Below are 17,413 nucleotides of genomic sequence, written 5' to 3'. Positions count from 1 at the left end.
GACGTCACCGACCCGTCATTATCTAAAAAGTAATCATTACGATTTAGGAGTGGGTAGAATGAGACGAATCCCGATCACCGTGCTGTCCGGTTATTTAGGAAGCGGTAAGACGACACTATTGAACCACATATTGAACAATCGGACGGGCAAGAAATACGCCGTCATCGTCAACGACATGAGCGAGTTGAATATCGATGAGCGATTGATTGAACAGGGCGGTTTTTCAAGGACGGACGAAAAGTTGGTCGAACTATCGAACGGCTGCATCTGTTGCACGCTCCGTGAGGACCTGCTCGAGGCGGTAGCAGAGCTTGCGAACGACCGGGACCTCGACGGAATCATCATCGAGTCGTCCGATATCTCAGAGCCGATCCCGGTCGCCCAAACGTTTACATATGCCGATGACGCCCTCGGCATCGATTTGACGAGCCGAGTCTATATCGATGCGATGGTGAGCGTCGTCGATGCGTTTCGGTTCTTAAAAGATTTCAACTCAGGCGAGTCGCTCCATGAACGCAAGCAGGCGATTGAGGCGACAGACGTCCGCGAAGTCGTCGACCTGCTCGTCGACCAAGTCGAATTCGCCGATATCATCGTCTTGAACAAGGCGGATCGCGTGAACGAGACCGAACTCGGCGAGATGACCGGACTGTTGAAGGCGCTCAACCCGACCGCGAAGCTGTTGACGTCTGTCCATGCGAACGTGGAATTGACCGAGCTGTTGGATGTCAATTTGTTCGATTTCGAACAGGCGATGCATGCGGCCGGGTGGATTCAAGAACTTGAGACAGATGTGCACACGCCGGAGACGGAAGAATACGGCATCAGTTCATTCGTCTATCGTCGGCGTCGGCCGTTCCACCCGGAGCGTCTCCATGCCTGGATCGAGGCGTTTCCGGAAGAAATCGTCCGCGCGAAAGGGTTCTTATGGATTGCTTCCCGGAACGACCTCGCCTGTCTGTTTTCACAAGCGGGCTAGGCCTCGACGCTCGAACATGCCGGGCGCTGGCTCGCGACGCTTCCGGAAGATGAGCGTCGTCACATGTTCGCGGCCGAACCGGAACTCGCCGCCGACTATGTCGAACCGTACGGGGACCGACAGACGGAGCTCGTCTTGATCGGGCAGCGGATGGATCGAGCCATCATCGAACAAGAGCTCGATCACTGTCTGCTGACAGATGAGGAGATGACGCTGGATTGGTCGACGCTCCGGGACACACTTCCGGGGAACGAGGTCGTCACGTTCTCATAAGACCGTTTACAAAATGAAAGCGGTCGTCTATACTGATTCTTGCATGAACAACCGCATACATTGGACTACACTAGGGGTGCTTCGGCTGAGATGTGAGCATGGCTCCAATCCCTTATGACTCGATCCGGGTAATACCGGCGTGAGGAAGTGTGGCACTTTTTCTAATGGATTAAAATTGGACGAGTGGCCGCATTCTCATGGATGCGGCTTTTTTGTGTACACATAATAAGGGGGAATAGAACATGAACAAACAATGTGGAACGAGCCCGATCGTCGGGTTCCGCTTTACACTGAGCCCGATGACGACTGATTTCGTGAGCATCATCAAAGGGGCGTTGAAGGAGACGGATTTGCAAAACGTCTGGCGACATACCGATGACGTGTCGACGGTCATCCGTGGACGAAGTGAGCATGTATTCGATGTGGCTAAGGCCGTGCTGTCACACGCGACAAAGACAGGGGAACATGTGTCGATGAGCGGGACGTTCTCGGTCGGGTGTCCAGGGGATACAGCCGGAGATGAAGTGCTCGTTGTGTCGAGCGAACCGCTTAATGGTCCCGTCGGTCCGCAATATGTCTCCTCACAGTTCGCGCTCTATCCGCTCGGTGATGACGACTATATGGACATCATCTACGAAGAAATCGCTTTTGCGAAAGAGCGAGGTGTCTTCAATGACTCGATGCATTACGCCTCAGGTATACATGGGGACATCGAGCCGGTGTTCGCTTTCTATGAGGCGACGTTTGATCGCGTCCGACAGAAGACAAGCCACGTCGTCATGACGGTGACGTTCAGCGTGAACAGTCCGTCACACGAGGGACGTATGGATGCTTAAATCGTGGAAGTTAAAAGAGATCGTCTTGTTGTCGATTTTATCGGTCGTGTTCGCGGTGGTCTATTTGGCGTTCGTCCATGCTGGGAACTTGTGGGCAGGCTTGATTGGACCAATCGCATACGAATGGATTTTTGGGATTTGGTTCATCGTTTCGATAATTGCGGCTTATATCATCCGCAGACCTGGCGCAGCATTCTTGTCCGAAGTGCTCGCGGCGACGATTGAAATGATGATTGGTAACGCGATTGGACCTCGTATTATTTTAGTCGGAATCATTCAAGGACTTGGTGCTGAATCGGCATTCGCGGTCACGGGCTACAAACGATATGACCTTTGGGTGCTCATGCTGGCTGGATTCGGTGCAGCTGTGACGAGTTTCGCATATACGTACGTCATGGGAGGGCTCAATGCCCTCAGTCCGACATATGTGGCTACGATGTTCGCACTACGCGCAACGAGCGGGATGTTGATTGCTGGTCTGGGCGGTAAGATTTTGAGCGACTTGTTGCTTCGGACGGGCGCGCTTGATGGGTATGCTCTCGCGCGACAGGACCGTATGCATGGTTGAGGCAGAACATCTGACATTTCGTTATCCGAACAAGAAATGCGATGTCTTGACGGATATCACACTACGTCTAACAAAAGGGAGAACGGTCATTACAGGGGCAAGTGGGTCGGGAAAATCAACATTGCTCGCTTTGATGAATCGTCTCTATCCGGACAATTGTGATGGCATCGTGACGGGCAGATTGCACTTGTTCGATCGCTCTTATGATACGTATGAAGCTGGCGAAGTGAACCGGCGCGTCGGAACGGTCTTTCAGGACCCGGACAGTCAGTTCGTCATGCAGACGGTCGAAGAAGAATTGATTTTCACGCTCGAAAACTTTGCCGTCGCGAGAGACGAGATGATGGCCCGTGTCACCACAATGTTAGAGGCGTTGCATTTGACCGATTATCGTCACCGTACCATTCATGACCTATCGGGGGGTGAGAAGCAGCAAATTGCCGTCGCTTGTGCCTTGATTGGCCGTCCCGAGTGGCTCCTCCTCGATGAGCCGCTCGCTCACCTCGATCCTGAGACCGCCCATCATTTCGTTCGTTGGCTCGACGGCGTCGCACAGACCGTAAACGTTGTCGTCATCGAGCATCGGCCATACATATGGGGTGATTTTTTTAACCGACAAATAAAGCTCGTGAGTGGGCGCATCGACTATGATGGACCGTTCATCGTCCGACCAGATTATGCGTTCTCTCCAATTAAAGTTGAACGAGGAAAGGAAATGTTATTTCACATACCGGAATTAAAACGAAAAACATTTCAATTAGCAGCGAGCGAGTTAAAGGTCGCTGAGGGTGATCTCATTGCGGTGCTCGGTCGAAATGGTAGCGGAAAGTCGACATGGCTGCGAAGCCTAGCCCGGAAACATCGTGAAGTCGGCCTCGTCCCGCAATCACCGGCGCATCTATTCGTTACGAATGATGTGACCCGAGAACTCGCATATGGCCATAATCGCCCGATTGAGGACGTCTTAACGCGGCTCGGGCTCGAATCAGTGCGTGACCACCATCCACTCTCCCTTAGTCACGGTCAAAAACGAAGGCTCGCCATCGGAGTGATGATGCTGTCTAATAAACAACTGATTGCGTTTGATGAACCGACTGCCGGACAAGACGAGGTATCGCTTCGTGCGCTATATGACTTAATGGTCGAACGAACACGATCCGGCCAGACGATTTTGTTTGTGACGCACGACCTCAGCTTCGCGCGGATTGCGAACACATATTATTTGATGTGTGACGGCGACTTGAGTGGGCCATATGACGCTTCACTCTGGGATGAAAAAGAATTACTACGCACCCACGGCTTATTGATGGAGGAATCGCGATGACATTTCATGAGATGAACCCGACGATTAAATTTCTGACCGTGGCATGTCTCATGTTCGGTCTCGCCTTCATGTATAACCCTTGGACTCCGCTTGCTGTTTTTCTCGGTACAGTTACACTTCAAACGCTATTCTCTGCTGTGAGCTGGAGAAGATGGGGGTTGTACATGATCCCATTTTTATTGACCGCGCTCGGGACATTGTGGACGACGCTCGTCTTTGGAAAGCAATCAAGCGGAGATGTCGTGTTCAAGCTGTTTGGCAATGATGTGACCGACGAGAATGTGATGCTAGCAGCGACGCTCTCCTTGCGTGTGTTGGCATTCACAGCCTTGTCGCTTCTGTTCACGCTGACGACGGACCCGAAACGGTTCGTCTACAGTTTGATGCAACAAGGAAAGCTGTCACCAAAAATCGCATATAGTGTCTTCGTCGGTTTTCGTTTCTTTCCGATTCTAAAAAAAGAACTGATGCAACTATATGAAACGCATGCGCTACGAGGCGTACGTTTGGAGACGAGACTCGATCACATCCGCCACGTCCCCAAATTAATCGTTCCGCTTCTTGCTGGATCGATCCGCCAAGCGGAACGAATCGCGTTCTCGATGGAAGCACGTGGGTTTACGGGGGAACCTCGAGCGACGTACGAGGTTGTGCCCGTCACCAGGAACGACTTTCTGTTGGCGTCGCTTTTGCTCCTATTGTTTGGAGTGAGCGTATGGATTGGCATATAAACGAAACAAGACGACTCACTCGGAGTCGTCTTGTTTCGTCTCTTTTACGATTCTAAATTTCGGTTTGATCGATTCGTTATTGAACGCCTCGAGCACGGTGTTCTCGTTGGCCATACGAATCTGTTGCGGCTCGCCTTTGGAAGTCGTGCCGATACAGAACATATGCGCCTCATGATCGGCAAAGAGCGCCTTATACGGGGTGGCATGATGCATCAAGCGTCCCGGAGAGCCCCAGCCGACGATAATCATACCTCCGCTCGCCTCGACCTCGTCGAGCGTTTCCTCAACGTAATGAAAGTTGACTTCGTCGAGTTGCGATTCGACGTACGGCAGATTGTCATTGATGGCGAGTGTTGGGACGAGGCTGATGACGCGCATCTCACGGATCGGTTGATCGAGATGGTTCCGCATGAGCATATACGCCCGCTGCGTTGTCGTACCGGACAAGAAAGCATCGCTCATCCGGGGCGAGTAGATGATGACGGCACAGATGACGCCGTCGACGACATCTGTGAATTCGTACGAACGCAAGTAGCGCTTCGTCTTGTCCTCATTGAAGACCGACTTGACACGAATCGTCACTTCCTCGATATGGGTGTTCATAAGGTTTCCTCACTTTTAATCAAATAGTGCCGGGTCAGACCCAGCCTGCGAACCATTCCAAGTAGCGGATTGTGTAGCGCGCGACACTTTGGGTTGCCGACGCCTTGTCATCCGGTAAATAAGACACATCGGTTTGATATGACTCATAAAACGACATCACATCATTGACATACTGTTCACTGCGGTTGTACTCGAAGATGGCGTTTCGAATCGAGTCCGTCGTGTCTGTCTTCGTCCCGCCGTGCTCGCTCAAATAGTAAGCGGCCGTATGGGCCGAGTCGACGAGACTGTGCGGGTCGGCTTTGCCATCATTGTTGCCATCGCGTCCGAGACCGCCGTACTGTTCGATGAGCGCGAGATCCGTCAAATCGACTTCGTCCTCAGGGACATCGCCTTTTTGATCATCCGTGTCATATTGCCAACCGAGCCACGTCCGCGGCATGAATTGGAACGGTCCGATCGCCCCGACCGATGAACGCATCGATGAACTATGGGAGAAAATCGTCTCGACGCGATGGACGGCGGCAAGTAAGCGCCAATCGACGTCATACGTGGCCGCGGCATCCTCATACACATCGCGATGGACGGACGGGACGCCATGGTCCCCGTAATAGGCCCGGTACAGGGCGTTGTTCACTTTATCATGTTGACCAAACCAGCCGATTGCGCCGAGGCACAGCACGATCACAAGCATGAGACCGGTCAGTCGCAAAATCAATCGTTTCAAGATTCCGCCTCCTAGCTTTCTAGACAATACCCGAATAGTGTAGCATATAGCTAACAGGAAGGACAGGAGTGGATATAGATGCTCGAACAGGCCGTCTTTACCATCATTCTCATGTATTTGTTGATCGTTCAATTGTTCAACGCCCGGTTGATGAAGCCGATGATCGAAACGCTCGGTCGTGGACGTGTCTATGAACAGACAGTCAAGTCGTCGTGGGGGCTCAGTCTGCTTTTGCTCGCCCTCGTCTTCTTGTTCGGCGTCCCGCCAGACATGGTCGGTCTCGGATTCGCCCCGGTCGAAGGGGACATGTCCGCTTGGAAGTTTTTCTTTTTCACGACCATCCTCATCTCCGTGCTGCTGGCGTTTTACTTGCTCGTCAAAACCTCGTCTCGGTTACGGCGGCGGTTACGACCGTACTATGAGCTCGAAATCGAGCGGTTGCTCTTGCCGCGGACGGATATTGAGGCGAAGGCGTGGAGCGCTGTCTCGTGGACGGCAGGTGTGACCGAGGAATTCATCTTCCGTGGTGTGCTCCTCTACACCGTCAGTCTCTATCTTGACGTCTCATCCTTGACACTCGCCTTCATCGGCGGCGCCTTGTTCGGGTTGGCCCATGCTTATCAAGGCGTCAGGGGCGTTCTGGTCACCGGGATCGTCGGCTGGGGACTCGGCTATTTGTACTTGGCGATGGGGGTATTATGGCCAGTGATGGTCGTCCATGCCTTGCTCGACCTTATCGCTGGACCGATTCACGTCGTCGATTCAGAAACTGACTGACGGCCGCCTCATAGGCGGGTTGATCTTTCAAGATACAGTTTGTGTGCTCGGCCCCATGGATGAGGGCTAACTCGTTTTGCCGGTTGAGCGCGTTCATCTCGACCGACATCCACGTCGGCACGAAATCATCTTTCGTCCCGTGGATGAACAAGACGGGCGCGTCAATCGCGGCGAGGTCGTATTTGGGCCGGACTTGATGCATCCGGAAACCGGCCCGCGTCCACAAGAAATAGTTGATCCCTGGCAAGAGCAGGTCCCCGGGCAACCGGTGTAACACGTTCAACTGATGGCGCATGAGCTGTCTCATGTCGTCAAACGGACATTCGGCGATCAAGAAGTCGACGTCGGTTAACGGTCCGGCCTGTAAGATCGAGGCAGCTCCCATCGAGACACCGTGCAATCCGACTTCCGTGACCACTTCATTGGCCCGCACCCAGTCGACCCAATCGGTGATGTCATGCTTTTCGTGGTAACCATAAGAGGCGTATACGCCCTCGGACTCACCGTGCGATCTCAAGTCGACAGCGAGGAGGTTGTACCCGAGGCGATGGAACATCGCCAAATGTGGGGCCATGAAACTGTGAGAGGCGGTATAGCCGTGAACGAACACGATCCATTTCGTCGACCCTTCATTGCGGTAGACGCGTCCATACAGCCGATAGCCATCCTGAGAACGGAGCGAGACGTGCTCGAACGGCACGTCATGATAAAACGATTGATCTTCTTTCGTATACGGGGCCAAGAGCATCTCTGGTGTCTTGCGTTTGCCTCGCGTCATGCGCTTGAACGCATAATAACTGATGGCATAGTAGCCGGTGAATAGTGTTGCAAGTCCAACTTTCCATCTCTTCTGCATCTGAACCGCTCCTTTCTCCATTATTGTACCCGAAAACGTGACGATAGTTCACGCGCAGTGTCAGTTTGACGGCGGGTTCATGCCGTTAAGCAAGGGACTTACCGATGATTGTCCCGTTCGTTTGAGCAGTATCGTCTTGCTATGATGGAACCAGACAATCATCAAGGTGAAGCGGGAGGAGACGAAGCGATGGGGCGAGAGGTGATGGATCAGTTGCTGCACGCGTGCTTGACGGGGCAGGTGGATTACAAGACCGCCGAAGGGGTGACCTTCTATCGTGCCCCGGTCAACGGCCATCGTCAGCATGCGATGGTACTCGATGTGCTGATTGACCGCTATGTGCTTGAGCCGGCACGACCGATCGAACTGTCCGTGTCGGACGTGGCGCAAGCGATTGGGTCATCGGCGGACGAGGTCTTCCAATCAGTCCTAGCGCTCGCCCGCATCACTCTCGTCTCGCAACATATCGAGGAAAGACTAATCCGGGTCGATTCGGCCGGAATCGACGAGCATGGGAACATGACACTCATCATCGGTTTCAACGCCTGGTTGACGCATCATTTAGGAAAACTCGTAAGTGCATCGATTGAGGAGCCACTTCACGCGCACGTCATCTGACAAACAACAGGGAAGGCCGCCTCAATCGCGGTCTTCCCTGTTTTGATGTCGGGGCGACGGTTGGAGCAGGCCGTCCTGAAGCATGAGGACCCGGTCACAGACGTCGAGCATCCGTTCGTCATGGGTGATAACGATGACCCGTCGCGCACTCATCCGTGCCTCAGTAACGAGCAACTCCATCACCCGTCGGCCATTCTCATAATCGAGGCTCGCCGTCGGCTCATCGGCCAAAATCAGTCGGGGGCGATTGACCAAGGCCCGAGCGACCGCGACACGTTGACGTTCGCCTCCGGACAGTTGCCCTGGTAACTGGTCGAGACGATGCCCCAAACCGAGCGCGTCGAGCAGCCGAATCGGATCTTGTTTCGACTCGCTCTCGGCCTGGACGAGCTCGAGTTGTTCCCGGACCGTCAAGTAAGGGACGAGATGTGCTTGCTGGAACACAAATCCGATTTCGTTCAGCCTCAAGAGGCGTCGCTCTTCTTCAGTGGCACCGAGCAAGTCTCGTCCTTCGAGCTCGACCTGTCCCGAGACCGGTCGTTTCAATAGTCCGAGAATTTGGAGCAAGGTACTTTTCCCGCTGCCGCTCGGTCCGATGATGCCGATACATTCCCCGGCATCGACCTGCAAATCGATTCCACGCAACACAGATTGTCCGTCATAGGCGTGGCTGATGTTCATCAATTTCATTGTAATGTCCCTCCTAAAGCGTCGGCGGCGTCAAGGTGACGCAGTTTCCAAAGCGGTAACAACGTACCGATGAGTGAGAGCCCGAACATGATCACACTGTAGAGCAGCACATGTCCCGCATCGAAACGGAATGGGATATCAGTTGGGACGAACGAGGCGACGAGGGCCGTCAAGGCGGCTGCCGACAGGCTCGCGACGAGCACCGTTGCCATGACTTGCGTGACGAGCGCCGTGCCGATCACACGAGGGCGAATCCCGATCGCTTTCAAAATTCCGAGTTCTGGCAGTTTCTGGAGCGTCAACATATAAAAGAATGCGGTCAAGATGAACGCACCGATGAACAATAAGAAGCCGCGCATCATCGTGAACGTGCCTTGTTCGGCTGTATAGCCCGGGACGGCCTCGACGACGTCTTGTTTGGAGAGCGTTGCGAGCGACGTCTCAGTTTCTCCGAGCCAGGCCGAGACGTATTCGGGTTGTCCGCTGTCTGCTTGGAACGCCTCCCACGTCTCCATCGATGCCCACATGACGGGTGCATGACTGTAACGTCCGTCCGTCGTCCCCGCGATGGTGAATGAGTAGCCGGTCGTGAAATCTTGAATCGTGTCCCCGAGTTTAAAGTCCCCGAGAAAGCTTGGATCGACGAGGACTTCGCCGACGGCGAGATCGAGGGCGGGTCCGATGTCAGAATCCCGCGGTAACGTGAATAGCGTGGCGTCCTGTTTCACGGTCCCATCGACGAGTGTCAACGGTTTGACCCCAAACGGTGTAAGTGTTTCTGGCGTCGGCAGTTCGATGAACGAGCGGGTCAGTTGCCCGTCCGCATCCTCAGCCAACTGAAACGTCTCGGTGTCGAGTTCACGCAAACTGGCCCCGTTGTCATAGGCGAGCCCATCGGCAAGCCCGGTGATCAGCGTCGACAATAAGACGATGAGTAGGGTGATGACAAAAATTAATGAAAATTTTCGTTTTTGCCGCCACATTTCTTTAAATGCTAAATTCATACAAAAAAGCCTCCTTCATAGCGATGAAGGAAGCATAACTGACGGATATGAACAGAATATGAACGGGACTAAAACCGGACGTAAAAGGTGCTTCCTGTCCCGAGACGGGATTCGACCGTCATCTCACCGCCATGCAGGCGGACGATGTCTTGGGCAATAGCAAGTCCGAGACCGGTGCCCCGGCCGGTCCGAGAGATATCTCCTTTATAGAAACGTTCGAACAGGCGTGCCTGCGTCGCCTCATCCATTCCGACGCCGGCATCTTGAATCGAGACGGTCGGACGATCGGCTGCATACGCTTTGATGGTGATCAGCCCCCCGTCATGAGAGGCGTGAATCGCGTTCGTCAACAAGTTGGTCCAGACTTGGGCCAATAAGAGCGGGTCGCCGGTCACGACGAGCGATGTGTCAAGCTCTGTCGCGACGGCGATCCCTTTCTCATCCAGCTGGAACGCATGGCGACGAATGACGTCCTCGATCGATGCGCTCACATCAACTTGTTCGGAGAGCGACACGTTCGACTCGTCGAGCCGGGCGAGCAGGAGCAACTGTTTTGTCAAATCCGAGAGGCGATCCGTCTCGTCACGAATGATCCCGGCATACATCAAGGCGTCCCCTTCGGTTCGGGCGGCCAGTTCCGAGGCGTAGCCTTTGATTGAGGTGAGCGGTGTTTGGAATTCGTGCGAGACGCTTGAGACGAAGCGACGCCGTTCACCCTCGGATTTCTCCAGTGAGTCGACCATGTCAGAGAAACGACGGGCGAGGGTTCCAATCTCATCGTTGCGCTCGGTCGGGAGATCGAGCGGACGGGCCCCGGATGCGACGGAGCGGGTCGCATCTGTCAATGTGCGCACCGGTCGGACGATCAGGCTTGTCGATAGGGCGATCAAGATGAAGGCGAGGCCGGTCAGGAGTGCAAAGAACAAGCCGACGAACAAGTGCAATTCTCGGATTTGGGCGCCAAGGTCGGGGCGGATGAAGACGGCATCTTCCCCGTCCAGGCTGAAGCCATACGTGTTGACGACTTCATTGTCGAACAAGCCGAGCCAAAACAAGTGGAACGGATAAGCGCGCATCCCGTCGTAGCGTTCGCCGGACCGGACCGAGGCGATGACGGCTTCGTCGAGTTGCTCGTCCCGGAACGAACCTCCATAGCGGTCGACCTCACCGTCAGGACGCACGACGAGGAGTTGATAGCCCGTCTGAGCGAGCAATCGATAAAAGGCCGATGCCTCACTGTCCGTATGCGTCTCGAAGTAGTCAAGGGCGGCTTGTGCCGTCTGTTCGGTCTTTTCGCTGTAGGACGGCTGCCACCAGACGTAATAGGCGACATTGCTGACGAGAAGGGCGATGGCGCCGGACAAGAGCAAAATCATGAACACGGTCAGGACGATCCGGGTATAGAGCGTCTTCATGGCGAGACCTCGAGCGTATAGCCGACGCCCCGAACCGTTCGAATCGTGATCGTGTCGTCATGCAAGCGGCCTCGGAGCCGTTTGATGTGCACATCGATGGTCCGGTCATCGCCCTCAAAGTCAAGGCCCCATACTTGTTCGATCAGTTCATCCCGGGTGAACACCCGGCCCGGGAACGCCGCCAGCTGATAGAGCAGCTCGAATTCCTTTTTCGGCAGGTGGATCGTCTCACTGTTCAGTTCAAGGCGATAATCGCGCAAGTCGAGCTTGAGCGGTCCGACTGTGACGAGTGTGGCCGCATTTTTGGCGTAACGTTTTGCGACGGCTTGAAGGCGGAACAGCAGCTCTTCCGGGATGAACGGTTTTGTCATATAATCATCGGCCCCGTGTTCGAAGCCGCTTCGTTTTTCTTCCCATTCCCCGAGGGCGGTCAATAAAATGACGGGAATGTCCGTCATTTGCTTCAGACGTGAGCAGAGCGTCCGTCCGTCGAGGCCGGGCAGCAAGATGTCGATGATCGCGGCATCGGCAGGGTTCGCCATAAACAGTCGCTCGGCGTCGGCCCCATCCATGGCAGCTGTCACCGTATGTCCGGCTCGCTGTAGCGTGGTCTCAACGAGGTGAAGGATAGCCAAATCGTCCTCTACAATCAGTACGTGCATCGCTCTCTTCCTTTCTATCACGACACCGAAAACAGGTGACCCGTGGCAGGTCACCTGCATGTTATGTCGTTTTGGTCAGTTCTTTATGCAAGGCTCGAAGCGCCCGCAAGAAGGCATCTTTGAAATACTTGTCTTCTTGCGCCTCGAGTGTCTCAAGAGCAGAAGCGTCGCCGGCGCTCGCCTTGACGAGCAGGTTGACGACTGTGCCCCACCGCTTGACGTGCTCGGGCTTCGGATGGTTCATCGCGACAGTCAACGTGAACCAGTACGGTTGGTCACGGCGTTGGAGCGTGGCAATCATCTGTTTGGCCGTCATCGCTTCATCCTCGGTTGGTAACGTGGCGGTGGCGAACCAGCCGAGCAGCGCGGCGCTCATCGCCTCGAGCCGGACTTTGGCGTCCGGGTCGATCGGTTCGCGCCCGAACTCGGAAATGTTGACAAAGACGAGTCGGTCTTTCCGGTCGAGGTGGGTGATCCATCCTTTGACCGATTTGAGTTTTTCTTTATCTTTCGACTGGGCTTTCACCGTGTAGCCGTTCAGTTTACCGATGTAAATCCGGAACTGACCGCGATCGAGCTGTTTATCGACCTTGAACTCGATATCTTGGCCCACAGTGAACGGTTGATCCTTTTTGCTGAGCGTCTCGCCTTTCTTCAGCTCAGGCCGACGCACGATATAGCGGAGTGCCTCCTGCTCGGTCCGATCGTCAAGCGTCCAAAGGTTGTTCGGCGTGACGTTTTTGAAACGGTGTCGTCGGACATAGATGTATTGGTCGAGCGCCTCGACGGCGTCGGCGACGGAATTTTTTCCACTCAAATAGTCGTCTGCGATATCCCGGAGCGTGATCGACTCGAGCCGGTCGATGTGCCCGACGTAAGGGACGTTCCCGACGACGAACAAGGCCGTGGCGATCAATTCACTCTCGCGAGGGGTCAAAGGGCGTTTGGCCATACTGCACTTCCTCTCTTCATGTCATCTCATTCAGTATACCAAAAACAGATTTCGTCATGTTGTATGAATCGACTAGATGGAAAATTTTACAGGCATACAGGATTTCGCGGTTTCGTTCCGAATATTTGTTAAGATAGAGCTATGTGGAAGTTGAGATGAGGTGATGAGATGAAGCTATCGATTGATCCGGGGGACTATGTCGTCTTGATTGAAATCAATAAAGAGGTCTTGAAATGTACGTCCCTCGACCAAGCCGAGTATGCCGATCGGGACCGCTATGAATTGGTCGGCCGCATGAGTGAGCGGCTTCCGGCCGAGGTGATCGTGCCTTCCATCATCGATTATATCCGGTTCGGGAGCGGCTATATCGGCGACAATATCGTCTGGGACAAGGAGACGGAATCGTTCTTCTGTCAACAGTTCGAGACGATCGACGGCTCACCGCTTGGCGAGGACTTGGACGGATTCACACCTGACCCGTATCGGACGGAGCTGGCGCGCTATTACACGTATTTGACGATCGGAAAAATCATTGAATACGAGATGCACGACCCTGACCAGCCGGACTATTGGTAAGCGTCGCAAAAATGTCACAATCTATTTTTTGAAAAAAAGGGAAATTAACCGCGTGATTTGAGATAATGGGGTCATCTTATGAAGTGTGGATTGGAGCGGAAGGCGATGAAAAAAATAATGATTGCAGCAGCGCTCGCGCTGCTTGTCCCTTCGTCTGTGGACGCGGCCAAACCGGTGCTGTTGGAAAAGCACGGCTATGTCGTGGCCGAGCCTAGGGTCGGTCATCAGTACTATATCAAGCAAACGGGTACCGACTTGACGTGGAATACGACCCGAGGGGCGTCGGACATCGTCATCGCTTTGATCGATTCATCGGCCGACCGGAGTCATAAAGAGCTGTATAACGTCCCGCGTGTCGTCAACTCGATGAAAGGCCCGTATAGTGTCGACTATCACGGCACGCACACGGCAGGCATCATGTCCGGACGTCACAACAAGTTCGGAATGGCAGGGCTCGCTCCAAACGTGCGTTATCATTTTTATAACGTCTTTTACGGCAAAAATTCGGAGTACACGGATTCTTGGACGGTCGCCAAGGCGGTTGACACGGCGGTCGCGAAAGGGGCGAACGTCATCAACATGTCGCTCGGAGGTCAAGACTATGACCGCGTCCTCGCCGACTCGATTCGTCGGGCCCGTGCCAAAGGTGTCGTCATCGTCGCCTCATCCGGGAATGACGGGAAGAATAAAACGTCGTTCCCGGCCAATATGAAAGAAGTCATCGCGGTCGGGGCGATCGACGCAAACCGCCGTGTCGCTGCTTTTAGCAATATGGACAGCCAAGTCAAAATCGTGGCGCCCGGGGTGAATGTCTTGTCGCTCGGCGTGAAAAATAGCTTCGTCTACATGGACGGGACATCGATGGCGGCGCCGATGGTGTCGGCTGGGATCGCGCTCGTCAAATCGGTCAATCCGTTCCTGACGCCGGCCGACATCGATGCTTTGCTTCAAAAAATGCCACGTGCGAGCGGGAAGACGTATACCGAGCTCAACACGAAGCGGCTGATCGATGCGACGCCACGACCAGTCGCGCTCTCCGCACCATCGACGCTCAAGAGCCGCTATGTGAAAGAAGCGAAACTGACGGTCATGAAAAAGTCGAACTTGAAGACGACGTATACGTTGTATCAAGGAACGCGTAAAGTGAAGACGCTCTCAGCCGGGAAATCGATGTTTACGATGTATGCCGGAGGAGATTGGTTACCGAGCGGGAAATATCGCCTGAATGCCACCGTCACCGACGGGAAACACAAACGCTCGGTCAATCGTTCGTTCACCTATGTGAACGCCGTCAAGCCGTTAGTCACGGTCAGAGCGGCCGATGCCGGAACGTTTGAGTTGACCACGTCCCGAAAAGGCGTCGTCACCGTGCTCGACGCGAACAAGAAAGTCGTCTATGAGGCGCTTCATGTACCGGGCAAGTTCCCTGTTCGTGGTGACACGGAATCGGCCTATACGGTGCTGTTGAAGCCGACCGACGTTACTGAAAAAGTGGTGACGGTCAAATATGCGCCGCAACCGATTCAAGTCGAGACGGACACTTCGGCGGAATCGACATAAAAAAACACCCGGAGCCAGTGCTGGCTTCGGGTGTTGATTTATGCTTTCGTGATGGCTTCACCACTCCAACGGATATTCGCTTCTAAGACGTTGCCGTTATCGTCGATATGTTCAAAACTCAGTTTCCCGTCGACGATGATCTCGCAGAGGCCGACGCGGACGTCGTCGCTCCAGGCGCGACGTGTCTGTGTCGACGCGTCGAACGTCGGGATTGATTCAGGAAAACGTTCCTGTAAGTGGGCCAAGTTATGATGGTCGAAGTGATACGAACGTTTGGACAATTCATTTGGTGCTTTGATGTCAAACGGCTCGAATCCTCGAACGAGTCGATTATTCCGGTAGAAGGCGAACACGCCGTTGTTCGGGTGGAGCGCTTTAATGTCATCGATTTCAATCACATAGGTCAGTCGTTGAATCCAACCGTTTTTTGCATCTTGACGCATCAAAATCCCTCCTTGTTCAATGGAACACGCCTTATTTTAGCGCTGACGCCCATGAAAATCAAGTTCAGGTTCTCGGTTGTCATTTCGCGGGTTATCCGCTACAATGGGTAAAGTGACTATGAGGTCTGGGCAATCGCGGGACGCAAGTCTTGAGGAAAGTCCATGCTCGCACAGCCTGTGATGGCTGTAGTGATCGTGCTACACGAAAAGATAAGTGTAGGCAACGCAAGTTGACGGCAGAAGAAGCACCTAAGTCCTCGGATATGGTGCAAGCTTCTTGAAAGTGCCACAGTGACGGAGTCTGATCGGAAACGTTCAGAGTGGAACGAGGTAAACCCCACGAGCGAGAAACCCAAACTATGGTAGGGGAACTTCCTGACTGGAACCGAACGGGACGGAAGGCGCCAATCGGCGCAGATAGATGATTGTCACTCCATCGTGCCAGGGAGACCGTTATGAGCACCGGAGTACAGAACATGGCTTATAGGGCAGCATAGTCTCTCATTTAACATTGACCAGGAGTTCAAGCAATCCTACTTGAGCTCCTTTTTACATGACCATTTTAGGAGTAACACTTATAGAAAGTAGGGATAGTATGGCAAAACGAAAACTGATTGCCACCGCAGCGATGGGCATCGAAGCGCTCGTCGCCAAAGAAGTGCGCGACCTCGGCTACACGTGTGAGGTCGAGAACGGACGCGTCTATATCGACGCAGAAATGGAAGACATTCCGCGATTGAACCTATGGCTCCGAACGGCAGACCGCGTCAAGCTCGTCGTCGCCGAGTTCAAGGCGACGACGTTCACGGAACTGTTCGATGGTGTGGTCGAGCTGCCTTGGACGGATCTCATGCCGTGGGACGCCCGATTCATCGTCGACGGCCGCTCGGTCAAGTCGAAGTTGTTCTCGATCCGCGACTGTCAGAAAATCACGGAGAAGGCAATCGTCGACGCGATGCAACGCGGCTACGATAAGCCGGGCGAATGGCTACCGAAGACGGGCGCCTACTATCCGATTGAAGTCGCCTTGTTAAAAGATGTGGCGACGATCACGATCGACACGTCAGGTGACGCGCTTCACCGTCGTGGCTACCGTGAGCTCCACTCACAGGCGCCGCTCAAAGAGACGATGGCGGCGGCGATGATTCAGCTGACGAACTGGAAGCCGGACATGCCGTTCTACGACGTCTTCACCGGTTCGGGGACGCTCGCCATCGAGGCGGCGCTCATCGGCCGCAACATCGCGCCGGGTCTCAACCGTGAGTTCTGTTCACAAGACTGGCCGTGCGTGCCGAAGAAGGCCTGGTATGATGCCATCAATGAAGCAAACGAGAAAGCGGAGTGGGACAAACCGCTCAAAATCTACGGCATCGACCTCGACCCACGCATGGTCAAGCTCGCCAAGGATAACGCCGAGCTCGCCGACGTCCGTGACGCGATCACGTTCGTCCACAGTGACGCGGCTGCCTTGAAGCCGAAAGAAGAGTACGGCGTCATCATCGGGAACCCGCCATATGGGGAACGGTTGCAGACCGAAGAAGAGATTATCGACCTGTACGAGCGGATCGGGCAACAGTTCGCCAAGTATCCGGGTTACAGCGTCTATATGTTGACGAGCTATGAGGACTTCGAGAAAGCGTACGGCCGTCCAGCGACGAAACGCCGTAAGCTGTACAACGGAAATATTGAGACGCAATACTACCAGTATTATGGTTTACGTCCAAAAAGACGCTCAACAGAGACGTTTGTAGAGGGTAAGTAATCACCCATTGCACACTAATTGCACACTTTTTATTTTTTTCTGCCGCAGACACACGAA

Annotated in this window: 18 protein-coding genes, 1 other RNA gene, 1 pseudogene and 1 riboswitch; of the genes and pseudogenes, 11 read left to right on the top strand and 9 right to left on the bottom strand. The window is 54.1% G+C overall.

The features are described 5' to 3' along the window. The first annotated feature begins 58 nt into the window (after positions 1–58). The 5 genes and pseudogenes from KNP74_RS00790 to KNP74_RS00770 all read left to right on the top strand — a co-directional run bounded on the left by KNP74_RS00790 (position 59) and on the right by KNP74_RS00770 (position 4,711). Positions 59–1,252 (top strand): annotated as a pseudogene (locus KNP74_RS00790) (GTP-binding protein). Between the two features lie 62 nt (positions 1,253–1,314). Then, positions 1,315–1,415, top strand: a riboswitch (TPP riboswitch). Between the two features lie 79 nt (positions 1,416–1,494). After that, positions 1,495–2,088: a Ykof family thiamine-binding protein gene (locus tag KNP74_RS00785; protein WP_214763168.1), complete on the top strand. Its 594-nt coding sequence runs from the start codon at positions 1,495–1,497 to the stop codon at positions 2,086–2,088. Continuing rightward, the gene (locus KNP74_RS00780) at positions 2,081–2,656 is read left to right on the top strand and encodes an ECF transporter S component (protein WP_214763167.1); all 576 of its coding nucleotides are present in this window, start codon (positions 2,081–2,083) and stop codon (positions 2,654–2,656) included. Before KNP74_RS00785 ends, KNP74_RS00780 begins: the two co-directional genes overlap by 8 nt. Further along, complete coding sequence (locus tag KNP74_RS00775) at positions 2,649–3,980, top strand: ABC transporter ATP-binding protein (RefSeq protein WP_214763166.1); 1,332 nt, start codon at positions 2,649–2,651, stop codon at positions 3,978–3,980. Before KNP74_RS00780 ends, KNP74_RS00775 begins: the two co-directional genes overlap by 8 nt. Then, positions 3,977–4,711 (top strand): energy-coupling factor transporter transmembrane component T family protein, encoded by a 735-nt coding sequence (locus tag KNP74_RS00770; RefSeq protein WP_214763165.1) that lies wholly within the window; start codon positions 3,977–3,979, stop codon positions 4,709–4,711. Before KNP74_RS00775 ends, KNP74_RS00770 begins: the two co-directional genes overlap by 4 nt. A gap of 15 nt (positions 4,712–4,726) precedes the next feature. Here the strand turns inward: KNP74_RS00770 and KNP74_RS00765 are convergent, their stop codons facing one another. Both KNP74_RS00765 and KNP74_RS00760 read right to left on the bottom strand, forming a co-directional pair. Next, positions 4,727–5,314, bottom strand: a complete 588-nt coding sequence (locus tag KNP74_RS00765; protein WP_034777694.1) for a DUF1643 domain-containing protein — start codon at positions 5,312–5,314, stop codon at positions 4,727–4,729. A 34-nt stretch (positions 5,315–5,348) separates the two neighbouring features. Further along, positions 5,349–6,041 (bottom strand): lytic transglycosylase domain-containing protein, encoded by a 693-nt coding sequence (locus tag KNP74_RS00760; RefSeq protein WP_251126290.1) that lies wholly within the window; start codon positions 6,039–6,041, stop codon positions 5,349–5,351. A gap of 78 nt (positions 6,042–6,119) precedes the next feature. Here KNP74_RS00760 and KNP74_RS00755 point away from each other — a divergent pair, with 78 nt between their 5' ends. After that, positions 6,120–6,818, top strand: a complete 699-nt coding sequence (locus tag KNP74_RS00755; RefSeq protein ID WP_034777692.1) for a CPBP family intramembrane glutamic endopeptidase — start codon at positions 6,120–6,122, stop codon at positions 6,816–6,818. On the opposite strand, the gene KNP74_RS00750 is transcribed toward KNP74_RS00755, so the two are convergent. Continuing rightward, positions 6,775–7,674, bottom strand: coding sequence for an alpha/beta hydrolase (locus tag KNP74_RS00750; protein ID WP_214763164.1), 900 nt, complete (start codon positions 7,672–7,674; stop codon positions 6,775–6,777). The genes KNP74_RS00755 and KNP74_RS00750 overlap by 44 nt on opposite strands. 189 nt (positions 7,675–7,863) lie before the next feature. On the opposite strand from KNP74_RS00750, the gene KNP74_RS00745 reads away from it, so the two are divergent. Next, entirely contained in the window at positions 7,864–8,292 is a 429-nt protein-coding gene (locus KNP74_RS00745) for a hypothetical protein (protein ID WP_034777688.1), read from the top strand. A gap of 21 nt (positions 8,293–8,313) precedes the next feature. Here KNP74_RS00745 and KNP74_RS00740 read toward each other — a convergent pair whose 3' ends face one another. The 5 genes from KNP74_RS00740 to KNP74_RS00720 all read right to left on the bottom strand — a co-directional run bounded on the left by KNP74_RS00740 (position 8,314) and on the right by KNP74_RS00720 (position 13,015). Continuing rightward, positions 8,314–8,982, bottom strand: coding sequence for an ABC transporter ATP-binding protein (locus KNP74_RS00740; protein ID WP_138859378.1), 669 nt, complete (start codon positions 8,980–8,982; stop codon positions 8,314–8,316). Further along, the gene (locus KNP74_RS00735) at positions 8,979–9,986 is read right to left on the bottom strand and encodes an ABC transporter permease (protein ID WP_214763163.1); all 1,008 of its coding nucleotides are present in this window, start codon (positions 9,984–9,986) and stop codon (positions 8,979–8,981) included. Before KNP74_RS00735 ends, KNP74_RS00740 begins: the two co-directional genes overlap by 4 nt. A 68-nt stretch (positions 9,987–10,054) precedes the next feature. After that, entirely contained in the window at positions 10,055–11,401 is a 1,347-nt protein-coding gene (locus KNP74_RS00730) for a sensor histidine kinase (protein ID WP_214711342.1), read from the bottom strand. Then, positions 11,398–12,063 (bottom strand): response regulator transcription factor, encoded by a 666-nt coding sequence (locus tag KNP74_RS00725; protein WP_138859381.1) that lies wholly within the window; start codon positions 12,061–12,063, stop codon positions 11,398–11,400. Before KNP74_RS00725 ends, KNP74_RS00730 begins: the two co-directional genes overlap by 4 nt. 61 nt (positions 12,064–12,124) lie before the next feature. Then, the gene (locus tag KNP74_RS00720; protein ID WP_138859382.1) at positions 12,125–13,015 is read right to left on the bottom strand and encodes a hypothetical protein; all 891 of its coding nucleotides are present in this window, start codon (positions 13,013–13,015) and stop codon (positions 12,125–12,127) included. Positions 13,016–13,183: 168 nt separating this feature from the next. On the opposite strand from KNP74_RS00720, the gene KNP74_RS00715 reads away from it, so the two are divergent. Both KNP74_RS00715 and KNP74_RS00710 read left to right on the top strand, forming a co-directional pair. Beyond that, entirely contained in the window at positions 13,184–13,591 is a 408-nt protein-coding gene (locus KNP74_RS00715; RefSeq protein WP_214763162.1) for a hypothetical protein, read from the top strand. Positions 13,592–13,696: 105 nt separating this feature from the next. Further along, positions 13,697–15,151 (top strand): S8 family peptidase, encoded by a 1,455-nt coding sequence (locus tag KNP74_RS00710; RefSeq protein WP_214763161.1) that lies wholly within the window; start codon positions 13,697–13,699, stop codon positions 15,149–15,151. A 38-nt stretch (positions 15,152–15,189) separates the two neighbouring features. On the opposite strand, the gene KNP74_RS00705 is transcribed toward KNP74_RS00710, so the two are convergent. Then, positions 15,190–15,594, bottom strand: coding sequence for a hypothetical protein (locus KNP74_RS00705; protein ID WP_034777681.1), 405 nt, complete (start codon positions 15,592–15,594; stop codon positions 15,190–15,192). Between the two features lie 121 nt (positions 15,595–15,715). Here KNP74_RS00705 and rnpB point away from each other — a divergent pair. Continuing rightward, positions 15,716–16,083: RNase P RNA component class B (gene rnpB, locus KNP74_RS00700), an RNA gene on the top strand. Positions 16,084–16,189: 106 nt separating this feature from the next. After that, entirely contained in the window at positions 16,190–17,356 is a 1,167-nt protein-coding gene (locus KNP74_RS00695; protein WP_214763160.1) for a THUMP domain-containing class I SAM-dependent RNA methyltransferase, read from the top strand. Positions 17,357–17,413: the final 57 nt, after the last annotated feature.

Origin of the sequence: Exiguobacterium sp. s141, from assembly GCF_018618085.1 — a bacterium.
GTDB lineage: Bacteria > Bacillota > Bacilli > Exiguobacteriales > Exiguobacteriaceae > Exiguobacterium > Exiguobacterium mexicanum_A.
Note: the sequence above shows the minus strand (reverse complement) of the source record. Positions and strands in the feature narration are given on the sequence as shown.